The organism is Microbacterium sp. K24 (assembly GCF_004794465.1).
GTDB lineage: Bacteria > Actinomycetota > Actinomycetes > Actinomycetales > Microbacteriaceae > Microbacterium.
In genome coordinates this window covers 59,409-74,564 of record NZ_SSDJ01000141.1, presented here as the reverse complement: position 1 = coordinate 74,564, position 15,156 = coordinate 59,409, and the positions used below count along the sequence as shown (strand labels likewise).

Here is a 15,156-nt window from a genome sequence, read left to right as displayed (position 1 = left end):
ATCCTGGAAACCATCACGGGCGGCGTCCGCCACGAGTGATCATGCTGTTTCGGTCGTCGTAGTTCTTGATGCGTGAGTCCGCGATATCAACGGTCTGCGCGAGCAGATATTCACCCGTCACTGGGGACTGGATGTAGATCGGAGGTAGCTGCGCGGGAGTACTCGACCAACCGCCCCCGCCAGACCCGATCTGGCTACCCGTCATGTAGACCGGCTCGGCCTGTCGCGCATAGAACGACGCCTGCGAGCCAGGTCCGGCAGCGAGCGCAGCACGCCACTCCTCGATCTGACTGTGACCGCCTGCCGCTTGCACCTCGCGCGCGGTAAGCACATGCTCGCCGTTCGAAAGTCGTCGAATGATTGAGTCCGACGTGCCGGTGCCGGGGCCGATCACCGGACCACCAGTCGCGTGCCCCTGCAGGTAGCTCGCGAAAGCATCGTTCATCGCCTGCGTCTTCGGGTTCAGCCACACATTGACCGTGCGGTTCCCGTTCAGGTTCACGAAGTTGTCGATCGCCGTCTGAGCCGCAGCGGTGTGCATGATCGCAGTGATCTCAGCCTCAGTCGGAATGGCGTACACCTTGTCGGCGAGAGCCACTGCCTGCTCTTGGGTGTACCCCATGGCCGTCGCCGAGTTGATAAGCGCCTCGCGACCCTCACGCATCCTGGCGATGTAACCCTCAGTCGAACCGTCCAGCTCGAGCTGTGCCGCGGCTGCGGCCTGCGAGTCTGAAGCCAGTCCCACAAGCATCTCCATGTTCTGACGTCCCGCTTCCGTCGCCTCGTCGAGGCCCCATGCACCATCCGCTATCGCCTGCTGCACGGCTGCCAGCGAGTCCTGGTATTGGATATTCTGCGAGATCGCGTCTTGACCGACGCCGTTCGCCTCGTTGATCGTGTCGATGAGCTCCATCAGTTGAGAGGTCAGTTCCTGGACCGAGGCAGCCTCGTCCAGGTATGCGTCCGTAGCAATGTCGGCCTCTGATGAGCCCTCGCTCGTGGCCTCCGCCTTGTCTCGCGCGGCCTGCGCCGCCTGATCAAGCGCGCCCGTCTCCTTCTCCACGGTTTGCCGCAGAAACTCCGCGGAGCTATTCGCTTTGATGGACTCGGAGTCCCAAGCGTTGTATCCGTCGATGGCCTCCTGCGTCGTCGAGTTCAGTGCGTCGAGCGCATCAGCGTCGCCCTCGATCGCCTTCCGAACAACGTCCAGTGAAAGCCCCAGATCCTTGGCCGCGTCAGCCATCGAGCTACCCTCAAGCCACAGGAACGCCCCCTGCTTCGCGTTGATACCCTCGGCGATCAGATCGCGCGTCGCATCCGTGATCTCATGCGTGCCATCGGCCAAAGTCGACGCATACGACTGAGCCTTCGCCTGAGCTCGCTGATGTTCCGCCGCGAGCTCACCCACGATCATGAACAGACCGCCGAGAGCCAGGCCGGCAACACCAGCCGTAATCCCAATGCCTTTCATCGACCATGTGGAGGCCTCGACGGTTGCCTTGAACTCCAACCACTTCGGAACAGCGAGGAACGCCGCACCGCCCGTCAGAGCGACAGCCGCCGCAGCACCGCCAAGAGCCATGACGGACGCCTGCACGGGCGCCGGCATCTCGTTATACAAACCGATCAGGCCGGAAATTGCCTGCACCATTGTGCGGAGCGTGTCATTCGCTGCTGAGCCTGAGTCGATCAGGGCCGTCTCGAAAGCACCGCCCAGGGCTTCCACGTCACCCTTGAGATTGTCGAGCCGCGTAGCCGCTGTAGAGGCCGCGTAGCCCTGGTCATCCACTGCTGCCGTCCACTCGTCGATACCTTCCGCGCCGTTCTGGTACAGCACCGTGGCCGCGCGCACGGCGTCAGCTCCGAAAATCGTCTTGAGAGTGGAGTTCTGCTGCTCCGTGCTGAGGCCAGAGAGACCTGACTTGAGTTTCCCCGCGTAGGTTGCGAGGCCGACAAAGTTGCCCTGAGCATCGAACGCCTCAAGGTTGTACTTCTTCATAAGATCCGCGGCCGCAGCCGACGTCGGATTGAGTGATTGCAACATGGCCTTAAAGCTCGTGCCGGCGTCAGAACCCAACAGGCCCTGCTCGGCGAATGCTGCAAGTCCCGCGGTCGTCTCCTCGACCGAGAGCCCGGTTTGCTTCGCGACAAGCGCTGACTGGTTGAGAGCCTCAGCAAGATCCGTGACATCACCCATCGCCTTACCCGCGCCAGCAGCCAGAAGGTCAGCGACGTGAGCCATGTCCGACCCGTTCAGGTTGAACTGCTTCAGCGCCGTGGCGGCGATACCTGCCGCGTCCCCAACCGCGATCCCTCCGGCTGCAGCAAGATCTAGAGCCCCCGTGAGCCCGCCGCCAAGGATGTCCTTCGTCGACACTCCGGCCTTCGCCAGTTCCTCGATAGCCTGCGCGGCTTCGGTGGCACTGTAGACAGTCGATTGGCCAGCGTCCAACGCTGCCTGCCGGAGCTCATCCATGTTCGCTGCTGTCTCGTGCGTTGCGGCCTGGACACTACTCATCTGGGCGTCGAAATCCATCGAAGCCTTTGTGGCGACGGCGAAACCCGTGGCGAGCACAGCACCCAAAGCGAGTCCCGCAGTGCCGAGCTGCTGGAACGCCTGCTTCTTCTGTGCCAGCTTCTCAGCCTCGCTGCCGACCGCATGCGTTGCCTCAGCCGCCGCGCGCATACCCTTCTCGTAGTCAGAGATAACCGCGGCGAGGCGCACGCGTACGATCCGGTCAGGCATTCTCAGCATCCTCGGCCACGATGACATCGATCAGATCCTTCAGAGGCAGATCCTCAGGCAAAGGGTCACCCTCGCGATTCAGCTTCCGCTCACGACGCTGCTGCGGCTCCCAGACGTGCATCGCCCACACCGCCATGTGAAAGTTGCGCTGATCCTCGGGCGGCATCTCGTCGAAAATCTCGGGCCACAGGTAGCGGATTTCATCTCCCTGGATGCGCCGAAGGTCGTCCTGCCCGTCGTCCGAGTCGACAACAACACCCGGGTAGTTTCGAGCGACGGCGTGGAGGTTGAACCACAGCGGAGCGTCGGTCGGATGAGCTGGTCGAGGAGGATGAACGTCGGTCAGCTTCTCGAACTCCTTCGGCGACATGAACGGCATGAGAACTTTCACCGGCGTATCGCCAAAGACTGTCTTTACTTCCACGGGGCCTGTCGCCGCGTAGTATTCCCTCGCCTCTGCGAGCAGCTCCTCGGCGAAGTGCTTCTGCTTCGCGATCAGCTTCTTGATATCTGTCATGTCATATCCCCAGTCTTAGAAAACGTCGTTACCGAACAGGTCGTTCACGTACTCACGCATCTCGCGATCCGCTCGACTGCCCCCAGAAGAGACATGACGACCCTCTTGCCTCGCGACATTCCCGAGTGCCCGAGTGGAGTTGCCCAGACGTTCCGCCTGCATGAGCAGAGTCACCTCGTCGGTCCCCGTAAGCAGTACGTCACGGTCGTCATCCGAGATCCCGAACCGAGCGGCTATCGAAACTCGCAGGGACTCCCGGCGGGTCGCCATGATCTGTTGCTCCAGATCGGCGATCTGCCGTTCGAGGACGCTTGCCGCCTCAGCCTGTTCGCGCACTTCGTCATAGTCGGCAGGCTTCGCGTCCCGGAGAGCGCGAGCCACCTCCGTATCGATCTGCGCCTGTGTCAGTGTTCGCGGAGTGATCTGAGCCGCCACGGTCGCAGGTGTCACTTCATCAGTCATCTTCAAGTCCTTTCCATCAGTCGAGCGACCCGGATCTCCGGATGATCGGCGCGTAGTCTCGAGCCCTCTTCTTCGAATTGCAGGCGTGGATGATGCGCTGCCTTCTTGTTTGACAACGCATCCGATCCCCCCTTCGCAATCGGAATCACGTGATCGACCACGAAGCACCCCGGGTCGGGGAACTTCAGCGCGAAATCGATCGGACGCCCGCAGAGATAACAGGCGGGCTTGCTACGGGCGATGATCTGACGGTGCTTCTTGCGCAGTGCATCGCTTCGCCCAACCCGAACCACGCTCAGCATCCCTGTGGAAAAAAAAGACGGGGAGAGATGATCCCAAGCACCGGAGACGGAACGTAGAGGGGGCCAGGGGGGAGGATGGGGTGGGTTGCTGTGCTGCTGTTGGTCGTCATGTTGTTGCTCATCACATGTATGCGACGGCGCGGTTGAACGGAGTGTCGCGCAGCGTCTGCAGCTTGTGCACGTCGCGGACGAGGCCTGCGACTGCGGGGTTGTCAGCAGCGAAAGCATTGCGCGCTTCCGTCCAGTTATGTTCGACAGCACGTCGGTAGAGAGCGTGAGCCAGAGTCCTGTCGTTGTTGCGGATAGCGCGGGCCATGAGGCTTGCTGCGCGGTCTGCGTCGTCGACTGCTTCCGCTCGGTCCTGCGCATCTCGGAAGGCGATGATGTTGGACTCGGAGTATCCGACATACCCGTCGAGTCGTCGCTCGAGTGCGGTGATCTTGTTGTTGATGATCGCTTTCTCCTGGGCGATCATCGCGCTGCGCTCGTTGCTGCGTTCGGTCTCGAGCGCGGTGATGCGTTCCTTCTTGCCCTGGTCGCTGAGGGTGGGGTCGTTGTTGATGGCATCGACTGTGCGGATGTGGTGATTGCTTGATGCGGTGGACTGTTCGCGCAGGGCTTTGATCTGGCCTGCGACGTCTACGAGTTCGGGGCTGTGTGCGTCGCCAATGGTGACGTTGCTTCCGTCTCGGAATTCCATGGTGGTCATTCGTGTCTCCTTCATGCGCGTGTTCTGCCGGCGATGTATTGGTCGGCTGCTTCGGGTGCGATGACCCAGTTGCGGTTGACCATGGTGGCTTCGAGCAGTCCTGCTTTGATGTGATTTCGGACGGCACGTGAGGTGATTCCTGCCCGTCTTGCTACTTGTTCCACCGTGTTCACCTCGATATCTCCAGCCTCGCGGACTTCCGCGCTGGCCTGCGGTTTCCTTCCGTCGACGGAAGTTGTGTGGGCGAATGCGGCTTGGGTGATGTCGGTTAGCAGTCCGTAGAGACGCTCAGACTTCCCGCGCGATGCGACTCGGAGTGCTCGAAGGTTCGCGGCTTGATACAGGAGGGCGGCGTCGGCTCCGGTGAGGATGACCGCGTTCGTGACGTGACGAGTCATGCGCGAGTCCTCTCCGTGCGCCCCCAGAACCGGCCTGCCCACATTCCTGCGGACGGTCGCGCTGCTTCGGCATAGGTGCCGCAGAGGGCCAGTAGCGGGCACTGCAGGCAGACGCGTTTCATCGCGAGGAGATCCGAACTGTCTATTTGGTCGCGCTCTTGAATGAACCGCGGGTCGTTCCTGCACGGCGTTGGAGTGTCGCGAACGGCATCTGTCAGAAGGTGATACTCGGCCACGCCTTTCTCTGTGCGGCTCATGCGGCGACACCTCCGCACTTTGAGCACCGTGAACCTGAGGTCACTCCGTGGGAGCAGTAGGGCGTGACGCCGTTTGCAACAGCCTTCGCAACATCCCCTGGCCCTGTTACATCTGTTGCGTGTGTTGCATATGTAGGTGGGGGAGAGGGGTTTGCAACACTTGCAACACTCCCAACAGGGTCAGCGGTTGTTGCGTCGGTGTTGCGAAGAGCGGTGTAGACGCCCCGCTCGGCCCGAGCGATTCGTCCGGAGGACGCGGCACGGCTTAGATACGTTCGCGCCTGGTTGATCGGGATGTCCAGTGCGACGGCTACGTCTTCAGCTCGAGCGCCTTCCGGCTGTCGATTCACGTAGTCGATGAGGTCGGATGAACGCTCACCCAGCACCGATAAATCGCGATTGAGGATGTCCTGAACGGTTAGCGACGAGTCGCCGAGCATCACCGCTTGCCCGACCATAGTCATCTCGCCTGACTTGGTGGGAACCTCCACCGAGTCGACGCGGAAGGCCAGGGATGGTTTGACGGGGGAGTAGTTGGATTTCTCCACTGACAGGATGCGATTGTCTGTCTCTTCGTCTACGGCGAGGAGCAGCATCGACCGGGCGATATCTCGGAACGCGTGTGAGCCCGATACTTTGTCACTTGCTTGCCCGCCACCCTTGTTGAAGTGGGCAACGCAGACGATCGCGATATCGAGTTCGGCTGCCATCGAGGCCAACGGGTCAAGGTTGCGACGCACATCTTCGAGGCGGTGAGAATCACCTCTCATGAGGCTGATGATCGGATCGATGATGAGCAGCCGAGCTCCGGTTTCGATGAGTGCTGTCCGAATCGACGTCATGTCATCGCTGAGGTTGGGTGAGGTGATCCAGTCACCTTCCTGCTCCGTGACGCGCACGCCGCTCAAGGCCGTGACGAGGTTCAGGTCGGCGCCGGCAACCTTGAGTCGCGGTACGAGCATCCGTGAGATGTCGTCTTCCCCGGCGATGATGGCGACTGGGATGGGGGCGCCGTAGAAGTCTCCGGGTAGCGTTCCACGGGTGAGCCCGGCCACATACCAGGCGAGGATCGTTGACTTCGCGATTCCTGCCATCCCGGCGAGGATTGTGATGACGTCGAGGGGTATCTGATCTCGTACGCACCACCCTTGGCGTTCGATCTCGACAGAGGCGAGTTGGGTGCGCAGCAGTTCACGGCTCATGCGACTACCCCCGTTGCCCAGTCGATGTTCGCTTGTAGGTACGACGCTTTTCGTCGCATCCCGGCGATCTCTTCCTGGGTGTAGTTCGCGGCGACGTACCAGTGATTGACGTCGTGCTCGAGTCGTTGGATCTCGCGCCGCAGCTCAGTGCGCACTCGTGTGGCGCCCTCCATGAACCCATCGCGCCAGAGATCTGCCAGAGGCGTGGGGAGAGTGTGCGGGGGGATCTGGTTGGAGATAGCCCCATGACACAGTGATGCGATCGTAGACTTCGAGATGTATCCAGCCGCCACAGCAGGATTTCCGGAGCCGCCCTCAGGGGCGGTTTCGTCGTTCAAGCGTCACCGCCCAGGTACTGCAGCGGGCGGCCAGCGGATTCGATGCTGGTGAGGTTGACGCGGATTAGTCTCGGGCCGAAGCGCTTGGCCTCGATCTCACCGCGGGTGATCATGCGGCGGATGGTGTCTTTGGAGAGTTTGAATTGCTCCGAAGCGTCATCCATCGTTCCCCAGCGGGGGAGAGGGGCAGAGCTAGGCATAAAAATACCTCCAGGCAGAGTTGCTATCCCTCTGCTTGGAGGCTGATGTAACCGGGGAGCGCCAGGCCTTTCGGCGGACGCCCTGACTCCGTACGGGTTTAGTTTACCGCAGTCTTCTGCGGCTCCCTGCCCTGTGCTGCTATTGGGCGTGTCGCTCGCTATAGATCAGGTGTGCGAGCTCGATCTCTCGAATGTTCAATTGAGCGAGAGCAGTGAACGCGGGGTAGAGCGTCGAGGGGGCTGCAGTCACCTTCGAAGCACCGCATTCTTGACACTTGATATTCCATCGCACACGAAATTCGGGCTTGTAGTAGTCGAGATCGCGGTCGCTGTTAGATACCCATGTGTCACCGTCGAGCCGCTGAGAAACCGAGTTCACGATGGGAATCCCATGGTCGACGCCGGGCTCGAAGTAGTGCTTGCCCGCGGGAAGCCATACCAGCTCGCTGTTGAGCCTGTCCGGGTGGAAGGTTGCGATCCGCCACTTCTCGTGTGGCTGGCCTTTCACGGTGCCGTCGCAGAACACCGAGACATACGGCTGATCGGGGTCATTGCCGACCCGGCCCGCTCGGCGCCTGGCGTCACCGGTTCCCGTCTTCTTGCGGCTCACATTTGCTCATCTCGTTCGTGTTCTCCATTGTGCGTCCTGCTGGCTGGATTCGAACCAGCGACAGTCGAGGTAGAGGCTCGCTGCTCTGTCCGCTGAGCTACAGCAGGCGGAAGGGGGGTGCAGACTCCGCACCCCCCTGAGTTATCGGATGATCTTGTCAGGGGCTAGTGCGGGCGGCTTCAGCGGGAACCTGTCGCGAATCGGGTATCGACGACCCAACGAGTAGGCGAGCTCCGAGAGTGCGATCTCTGCGATCCATCGGCGCCTGGTTTCATCCCAGAAATGGGCTTCCTCGCGTCTGATCGTTTCCTCGATTGCGATGTTGATGAAGTCCATGTCGTCGCAGCCGTTCCAGAGCGCTGTGGCGAGTTGTCTCGCGACAGCGTTGACTTGAATCTGCTCGGGGTCTTCCACCGTCCCCCGGGTTGTCGGAGCCCAACGGCGGTACGTGTGACGCTCGGCGTCGGGCTCGAGTCTGCGAGGCTCGCTCGCCCGCTCGCTGGCCTTTCCGAGTACTGCGACTGGATCGAGCCCGACACCTTCGCACATGAGGATCACTTGTTGGATGGGGATAGACGCGCCTCCTCTCGACAGGCGAACACTGATCTGTGGCTGAGTCATGCCGGTAGCAGCGGCGAGATCCTTCTGCATCATTCCTCCTTTCTCCATCGCCTCTCGGATCATCCTGACGATCTCGTCGTCCACCCTCGACCTGGAGCGCTTAGCGGGCATCGCGCACATCCTCGGACCAAGCCCGCTGCGTGCGCGCGACCATGGCGGCGAATCGGCCTGCCTGAGTTTGGCTCCAGGCGTATTGGGGCCAACGCTTGGAAAGTGTCTTGTTACTGCAGCCGATTGTTCGAGCGGCTTCACTGATTGACGCACCGTCTTCCAGGATGCGTCGTGCGCGCTGCAGTTGATCTTCCGTCAGTGGCGTGGTCGGCGGTCGGCGGCTTCGTCCTGTCAAATGGCGCCACCTCACCACGGTTCGACTCGAAACCTGGAGCGCCACCGCGATCTGTGCAGCGGACAGCCCTGACGAATCGAGGGCGAAGAAGTCTTTCTGGACGCTCATCACACATCTCGATTCGCGAGCTCGTGTGTGACCGCGTGCGATCGTTTGAGGCTCGGGGTGAGACCTCGTACGAACTCGTCGTACACCTTCGAGGCGGTCGCAAGAACGTCGCTGAGATTCCGTAGCGAATCAGTCGGCTCGCCGGGCTCACGCCACACCTCATCAACGAACAGCGAGCACTCGATACGCGGGACACCGTCACGCACCTCGAGAAGAAATCGTTCGCTCGCATCGCCCGCCTGAATCATCAGATGTTTCTCATGGGTGTCGGGGGCGTACGAGGCGATGTCGGGATCGGTGTGATCGAGCTCGCACCAGGCGTACTCGATGCACTGGTGATGCGCGTCCGTAGTTACGGATGGGATACTCATATTGGTCATTTCGACTCCAGTTGTTTGACCTAGCCCTCGCCGAGTTGCCGCTCGGCGGGGGCTCTCCTGTGTTGGGCGGCTGGCCGCCGCCTCTTTCACGCGAGTTCGCTCATGCGCCTCGCGAGTTCTTCGTCACGGCCGGCAGTGTGCTGGTACCGCATCGCGGCCGAGACCGTCGAGTGCCCGAGTCGCGACTGCAGTTCCTTGAGTGTCGCGCCGGCTAGGGCCGCTCTCGTCGCTCCGTAATGCCTCAGGGCGTGCCACGGCATGTCTTGGCGTCCCGCAGCGATACGAGCCGGGTTCCAGTGCTTGTAGAAGGCGGACTGCGCCAGGTGCCCGCTGCCATCCGCAGAGGGGAAAAGCAGGGAGTCGGCGGACCTTCCCACGAACTCGCGCAAGTGGGATGTCACGATTTCGTTGACATGCGGAGGAAGTACGATCGCTCGGACGCCGGCCTCAGACTTGGTTGCGCCGACGATGAAGCCTTGCCCGGTGACGTGGGTGACACCTCGGGAGACGTTCACCACGATGGCTTGATCGCCCTCGTCCTCGAGTACGTCGATGTCGCGTCTGCGGAGCTCAGTGAGCTCGCCGTATCTGACGCCTGTCCAGGCTGCGAGGATCACCGCGGCGCGGAATCGGGGAGTGATGCCCGTAACGATCGCCTGCAGTTCGCTGGGAGTCGGTGGCTCGGTCTTCTTGCCTGTCGAGGCGGATGCTGCGCCGCGGATCTGGCAGGGGTTTGTCTTGATGCGTCCATCGGCTGCTGCAGTCGACAGGATCGCCTTCAGTAGTTCGTATGCTCGAGCAGCCTGCGTCTTCGTTCCCGCGGCAATGAGCGCGGAATACCAGGAGCGCACCTGCTCTGGTGTGATCGACGTCAGCCGCGCGTCCGCGAACGGCCTAAGGGGGCCGGCGATGAGGCGCCTGTACTCAGCGGCGGTTCGGGGACGCAGATGATCCCCGTGACGGTTAGTGCGTGTGTCCACCCACGCCGTTGCGAATGCGAGGAACGTGAGACCGCGGCCCTGACCGGACTGCTCAGCGCGAGCGGTATCAAACTTCGACCAAGTGCCGTCAAGGACGCGCGCCTGCTGGACTGCAAGCCAACCGCGGGCATCGGTTACCCCGTCGAAGGTCTGCGGCGCGTTGTGACGCTCGCCGTCAGGCCCGATATACGAGGCTTGATAGCGCCCGCTAGGCAACTTTCGAAGAGCGCCGAAGGACTCGCGGCGCTTCCGTCGGCTACTCATCATTCTGGCCCCACCTGATCTTGGTCGTGCAACACCGTGCAATATCCACTGCCCAGCTATGCGGTCTACTGCTTTCCAGTGACCTTAACACGATCCCGTCAGATCGGCATCACAACGGCGAAGTCCCCGGTCGTGGCGCGGATGTGCCCAGTATCCCGCATACAGTTTCGATCCCAGTATCGCGCACAGACAAACCCCCGGTTCTCCGGGGGTTTTTTCGTGCCACTACGCTCGTGTCTGTGGTCTTCGCCTTCAAGCCGGAGGTGCCCGCCGATATGTATATCGCGCTAACGGCTCGTTCACGCGTCCCCCACAGGCTTCGTGAGCGGCTCGCGCCTCATGCAGCGATCCTGGTGTGGTAGCGCATCGGCGGCGTTCTCTTCATCGTTCTCAGCGTGGTGATTCCCGTGCTGCACTGCTGCTCGGCATCGCGTTCACGCGGGGAGGGGAGCCGCATCCCGGGTTCGTGTTGGAGACGGCCGGTCCGGGGGTCGTTCGTGCCCTCGTCGGCCGGCGAGCAGATGCCGCCTCCCGCTTCGCGATCGCCCCATTCCTCGCTCGGCGGGAGGCGCAGAACGCGGCGCAGATCTTCCCCAGCTCAGCGGCGCCCTGTTCTGCGAGCAGGGTACGTCGTCAAACCGGTGGTCGTCCAGATCTGCACCGCGTCCATCAACGGGAGCGGCCCGCCGGCGCGTCCCTTCACGCGTCGACGGGCCGCACGTTTGCAGGCGTCCACGCGACGTCCCCAGAACGTCGCGGGCTTCCTGCAAATCGACACGATAGCCCGGGGTATCGACACGGCCAGGGCATTGACAAACCGGACGGGGTGATCGATATGTTGAGCCTAGGTCGCATGAGAAAGCGATCCACGGGCCGGCGGAGTCCCCAGCGAAGCCGGTCAGGTGGTCCCGAGGTTTCCCCAGACCCGGCGGGACCACCCCAACTTCTTGTCTCCGTCGCCTAGGCTGAAACCATGCTCGTCGCCTTGATCCGCCCCGCCGAGAAGCACACCGCGACCGTCGAGGGGACCGAGATCCCCGAGCTCCGCGCCCAGCTGCTCGCGGAGGCTCCGGCAGGCTGGGACATGGCGTCCGCGCACGTGGAGATGAAGCCCGGCGGAATCCGCATCGTCGAGGGCCGATTCCAGCGGCGTGACGAACCCACCGAGATCGAAGCCGACGACATGGCCGCTCTGGAGGCGAAGGTTCCCGAAGGCTGGCAGATGCTCTCGGTGTGGCGCCGCTGACGGCATCCGCCCGAAGATCAGGAACGCACGGGCGGCAGCATCCGGTGCGAGAGCGCGCGTACCGACTGCAGTCGCCGTCCATGCCGCACGAAAAGCCCGATGGCCGTGAGGCGTCGTCGCAGACCCCACCACGTCACGAGAGCGAGCGACTCCGAGACGATCGAGCCGCTCATCTTCGACTCGCCGTGCACGCGCTCGACGAAGGTAATCGGAACCTCGACGACGCGGAGTCCGCGCTCGAGCGCGCGCCACAGCAGGTCGACCTGGAAGCAGTAGCCCTGCGAGGCGACGTTCGACAGGTCGATGCGGCGCAGTGCGGCCGCGCTGAAGACCCGGAATCCGCCTGTCGCGTCGCGCACGTCGATTCCGAGAGCCAGACGGGCGTACAGGTTGCCACCCCGGCTCAGGATCTCCCGGTGGCGCGACCAGTTGAGCACGCGACCTCCGGGCACCCAGCGCGAACCGAGCACGAGATCGTGGTCGATGAGCTGGTCCACGAGCTTCGGCAGAGCCTCGGGCTGATGCGACCCGTCCGCGTCCATCTCGACGAGAGCCCAATAGTCCCGCTCCAGACCCCAGGCGAATCCCGCCAGGTATGCCCCGCCGAGCCCGTTCTTCTCGGACCGATGCAGCACGTGCACCTCCGGGTGACGGGTCGCGAGCTCATCTGCCAGGTCACCCGTCCCATCCGGAGAGGAGTCGTCGACGACCAGGATGTCGGCGGAGGTCGACGCGAGCACGCGTCCGACGATCGCCTCGAGGTTCTCGATCTCGTTGTAGGTCGGGATGATGACGAGTGTCTCGTTCATGAGAGTCCTTTCAGGGCGGATGGTCAGGCGCGGAGTTCCGCGAACACGATGAGGTTGTCGAGGTAGTGGCCGGTGGAGGAATCGAAGGTGCCGCCGCAGGTGATCAGCCGCAGCTCCGGGGTCGGAACGTTGCTGTACACAGCGGCTGTCGGGAACTCCGCCTTCGCGGACTGGATCGAGTCGCTCACCGCGAAGGTGAGCGCCGATCCGTCGGACAGGGTCACGATGACCTCGTCACCCGGAACGAGGCTCCCGATCTGCGCGAAAACCGCAGGGGCCGACGGGGAATCCACATGACCGGCGATGATCGCCGGACCGACCTGTCCTGGCAGCACGCCGTCGGTATACCAGCCGGCCAGGTCGTAGTCGACGGGGGCCTGGAGTCGGCCGCCCTCGCCGAGAGCCAGCGACTCCAGCGCGGAGTCGACGCCGATCGCCGGGATCTGCACACGCACGGGAGGCAGGGCGGCGGCATCCGCTTCTTCGGGCGCTGCCGGGTCCTGGAGGCCGCCGGCGGAGAAGGACTCCGCCGGCGAGTCCGAGGCCGGTGTCGGCGCTGTGGTCTCGGTCGACGCGCACGCGCCCAGGAGCAGCGTCATCGCCAGAACGCCTGTCGCGGCGGCGACACGTCGGATTCCGCTGCCCCGGACCATCAGGCCGCTGCCTTCGCGCAGCCGCCGAGCGCGTCGTCCGTCAGCATCGCGGTCGCGAGCATGACCCACGCGTCGCCGTAGTACGTCGGGTACTCCGCGGAGAACTCCGCCGCACGCTCGAGATCGGTCGTGCTCGCGACCTGTTCGCCCTTCGCCTGCGCCGACGCGGCACGGGCGGTGAAGCCGATCGCCGATTGCTCGTCGTTCAGGGGCCCCGCACCGAGATCGAGGCGCGATGCGATGTTCTTCTCGCGGTCGAGCGCGTCAAAGGGGAGCGCTGCGAGGGCGACGTCCTCCGGTGTGCACGACTCGGCATAGCGCAGCATCAGGCGCGGTGCATCGAACGCGTACTGCACCGGATCGCCCTCGCCCAGGGGGCCGGGCATCGGCTCGATCAGACCATCGGCGTGGACCTGAGCCCAGTCGGGCGGCAGATCCGTGGCGTTCAGGATCTCGGACGTGACCGCCGCACTTCCCGCCTGCAGCTCCGCCCAGCGCGGGTCGCCGGTCGCCGCGCCGAGCACCTCGAACGCCACCGGAGACGCGTAGCTCGGGTTGTATGCGTACGGCTCACGGTCCGCCGCCCAGAGACCGGGAAGCAGAATCCTGCCCCGGTCGGTCTCGACCGTCAGTCGATCGGCGATCACGGCGGCGAGTTCGACGCCCTCCTCGCGGAGATCATCACGTCCGAACCGATCGCCGGCCAGCACGAGCGCACGAGCCGCATCCAGGTCGGCATCCGACGCGGGTTCGTCGTCGACCACGGCACCGTCATCCCAGCGCCAGGCCATCAGCCCGTCGCTGCGGATCAACTCCGTGGTCGTCCAGTCCCAGATCTCATCGAAGGCGCCTTCGTCGTCGGCGATGACCGCGGCGAGCAGGCCATACGCCTGACCCTCGCTCACGGTGTCGCCGCCCTCGTCATGACGCACCACTCGTCCGTCTTCGACCCACTCTTCGAGGAAGGAGTCGGCGAGAGCCGCGGCATCCACCTCGGGAGCGCCGCTCGGGTCAGCGGGCAGAGGAGTGGAGGTCGCCGCCGGTGCGGCGCCGGGAGGCCCGTGGTCGGACGTGCCGACCCCGACCGCGATGACGGCGGCGCCCGCCGTGACGACGACCGCTCCGGCCGCGATTCCCATGATGGTTCGGCGGCGCATCAGAGAATCCCTCCGCGCAGCTTCGCCAGCGGCGACGAGTCAGCCTTCGAGGAGGCGAGGTATCCGCCACCGGTGTCGACGCCACCGTCAGGAGCGTCGCCGACGGCCGCACTGTCGAGTACCGGCAGGATGGTCAGGCCACCGCTGGAGGTGTCGAGCACGAACAGCGTCGTGACGCTCCCCGGTGCCACAGAAACGTCGGCGGTGTCGCTCACGCCCTTCCCGGTCAGATCGAGCGTACAGTCGCCCGCAGGGATCTCCGCGTAGCCCGTCGCCGAGCCGGCCTTCGCGCCCTCGGCGATGGAGTCGCCCTGGTCCGTCTTCACATCCACTTCGGGAGTGATCGTGGACGCCTGGATCAGGCGGATCCGCGCCGAACCGGTGCTCGGCTCGGTGAGATCGTCGTCGAAGGCGCGCACCTGCAGATCGTCGGTCGGGCCGTAAGCGGCCACGGTCGTGGCGGTGCCGGCGTCGACCATGATGGTCTGCGAGATCATCGGCACGCTCGAACCGGACGCTCCGGCGGGCACCATGCTCACCGTGTAGCTCCCGGCAGGAAGCGACTGGTACGACGACACGTCGCCGTAGCCGACGCCGTCGAGCTCGAACTGCGTCGATCCTCCGCTGAGGGCCGAGACGCGGACGTCGACGGACTTCGTGTCGGGGGAGAGGTGGCCGAGGCGCAGCCATCCCGTGGGAGCGCCGACGGCAGTCGGCGCGGACGCCGAACCGGGCGTGGTGGCTGCCGCCGAAGCGGACAGTGGAGCGGCGACAGCGATGAGCAGCGCGGTGGCGCCGGTCGCGACGAGAGCTGTGAGGTGCGGGAATCGTGAAACGTTCATGATGTGCTC

18 protein-coding genes and 1 tRNA gene are annotated in these 15,156 nt (G+C 63.7%); 1 reads left to right on the top strand and 18 read right to left on the bottom strand.

Features of this window, described 5'->3' with window-relative positions; all coding sequences use genetic code 11:
• Positions 1 to 13: 13 nt before the first annotated feature.
• The 14 genes from DW306_RS17260 to DW306_RS17200 all read right to left on the bottom strand — a co-directional run bounded on the left by DW306_RS17260 (position 14) and on the right by DW306_RS17200 (position 10,047).
• Positions 14 to 2,746, bottom strand: a complete 2,733-nt coding sequence (locus DW306_RS17260; protein WP_168429356.1) for a phage tail tape measure protein — start codon at positions 2,744 to 2,746, stop codon at positions 14 to 16.
• Positions 2,739 to 3,263, bottom strand: coding sequence for a hypothetical protein (locus DW306_RS17255; RefSeq protein WP_136056821.1), 525 nt, complete (start codon positions 3,261 to 3,263; stop codon positions 2,739 to 2,741). Before DW306_RS17255 ends, DW306_RS17260 begins: the two co-directional genes overlap by 8 nt.
• A 15-nt stretch (positions 3,264 to 3,278) precedes the next feature.
• Positions 3,279 to 3,725 (bottom strand): hypothetical protein, encoded by a 447-nt coding sequence (locus DW306_RS17250; RefSeq protein WP_136056820.1) that lies wholly within the window; start codon positions 3,723 to 3,725, stop codon positions 3,279 to 3,281.
• 2 nt (positions 3,726 to 3,727) lie between these two features.
• Positions 3,728 to 4,027, bottom strand: a complete 300-nt coding sequence (locus DW306_RS21350; protein WP_168429355.1) for an HNH endonuclease — start codon at positions 4,025 to 4,027, stop codon at positions 3,728 to 3,730.
• Positions 4,028 to 4,148: 121 nt separating this feature from the next.
• Positions 4,149 to 4,736 (bottom strand): hypothetical protein, encoded by a 588-nt coding sequence (locus DW306_RS21345; protein WP_168429354.1) that lies wholly within the window; start codon positions 4,734 to 4,736, stop codon positions 4,149 to 4,151.
• Positions 4,737 to 4,747: 11 nt separating this feature from the next.
• Positions 4,748 to 5,134, bottom strand: coding sequence for a helix-turn-helix domain-containing protein (locus DW306_RS17240; RefSeq protein ID WP_136056818.1), 387 nt, complete (start codon positions 5,132 to 5,134; stop codon positions 4,748 to 4,750).
• Between the two features lie 253 nt (positions 5,135 to 5,387).
• Positions 5,388 to 6,593, bottom strand: a complete 1,206-nt coding sequence (locus tag DW306_RS17235) for an AAA family ATPase (protein WP_136056817.1) — start codon at positions 6,591 to 6,593, stop codon at positions 5,388 to 5,390.
• 334 nt (positions 6,594 to 6,927) lie between these two features.
• Positions 6,928 to 7,095, bottom strand: a complete 168-nt coding sequence (locus DW306_RS17230) for an excisionase family DNA-binding protein (protein WP_168429353.1) — start codon at positions 7,093 to 7,095, stop codon at positions 6,928 to 6,930.
• Positions 7,096 to 7,270: 175 nt separating this feature from the next.
• Entirely contained in the window at positions 7,271 to 7,741 is a 471-nt protein-coding gene (locus DW306_RS17225; protein WP_136056815.1) for a hypothetical protein, read from the bottom strand.
• Positions 7,742 to 7,775: 34 nt separating this feature from the next.
• Positions 7,776 to 7,848 (bottom strand) — tRNA-Arg (locus tag DW306_RS17220).
• Between the two features lie 34 nt (positions 7,849 to 7,882).
• Complete coding sequence (locus DW306_RS17215; protein WP_136056814.1) at positions 7,883 to 8,473, bottom strand: helix-turn-helix transcriptional regulator; 591 nt, start codon at positions 8,471 to 8,473, stop codon at positions 7,883 to 7,885.
• A complete protein-coding gene (locus DW306_RS17210) occupies positions 8,463 to 8,816 on the bottom strand; it encodes a hypothetical protein (RefSeq protein WP_136056813.1) in 354 nt (117 codons plus the stop codon). Before DW306_RS17210 ends, DW306_RS17215 begins: the two co-directional genes overlap by 11 nt.
• Positions 8,816 to 9,196 (bottom strand): hypothetical protein, encoded by a 381-nt coding sequence (locus DW306_RS17205; RefSeq protein ID WP_136056812.1) that lies wholly within the window; start codon positions 9,194 to 9,196, stop codon positions 8,816 to 8,818. The genes DW306_RS17210 and DW306_RS17205 overlap by 1 nt, the downstream gene beginning before the upstream one ends.
• A gap of 86 nt (positions 9,197 to 9,282) precedes the next feature.
• A complete protein-coding gene (locus tag DW306_RS17200) occupies positions 9,283 to 10,047 on the bottom strand; it encodes a site-specific integrase (protein ID WP_168429352.1) in 765 nt (254 codons plus the stop codon).
• Positions 10,048 to 11,413: 1,366 nt separating this feature from the next.
• Between DW306_RS17200 and DW306_RS17195 the strand changes: the two genes are divergently transcribed.
• Complete coding sequence (locus DW306_RS17195; protein WP_136056810.1) at positions 11,414 to 11,686, top strand: hypothetical protein; 273 nt, start codon at positions 11,414 to 11,416, stop codon at positions 11,684 to 11,686.
• A gap of 17 nt (positions 11,687 to 11,703) precedes the next feature.
• On the opposite strand, the gene DW306_RS17190 is transcribed toward DW306_RS17195, so the two are convergent.
• The 4 genes from DW306_RS17190 to DW306_RS17175 are packed head-to-tail and all read right to left on the bottom strand — an operon-like array spanning position 11,704 to position 15,147.
• A complete protein-coding gene (locus DW306_RS17190; protein WP_136056809.1) occupies positions 11,704 to 12,495 on the bottom strand; it encodes a polyprenol monophosphomannose synthase in 792 nt (263 codons plus the stop codon).
• A 23-nt stretch (positions 12,496 to 12,518) separates the two neighbouring features.
• Positions 12,519 to 13,094 carry a class F sortase gene (locus DW306_RS17185; protein ID WP_168429351.1) on the bottom strand — a complete coding sequence of 192 codons (576 nt, stop codon included), beginning with the start codon at positions 13,092 to 13,094 and terminating at the stop codon, positions 12,519 to 12,521.
• Positions 13,095 to 13,147: 53 nt separating this feature from the next.
• Complete coding sequence (locus tag DW306_RS17180; RefSeq protein ID WP_136056807.1) at positions 13,148 to 14,305, bottom strand: glycosyl hydrolase family 8; 1,158 nt, start codon at positions 14,303 to 14,305, stop codon at positions 13,148 to 13,150.
• Positions 14,305 to 15,147: a DUF4397 domain-containing protein gene (locus DW306_RS17175; protein ID WP_136056806.1), complete on the bottom strand. Its 843-nt coding sequence runs from the start codon at positions 15,145 to 15,147 to the stop codon at positions 14,305 to 14,307. Before DW306_RS17175 ends, DW306_RS17180 begins: the two co-directional genes overlap by 1 nt.
• Positions 15,148 to 15,156 lie beyond the last annotated feature (9 nt).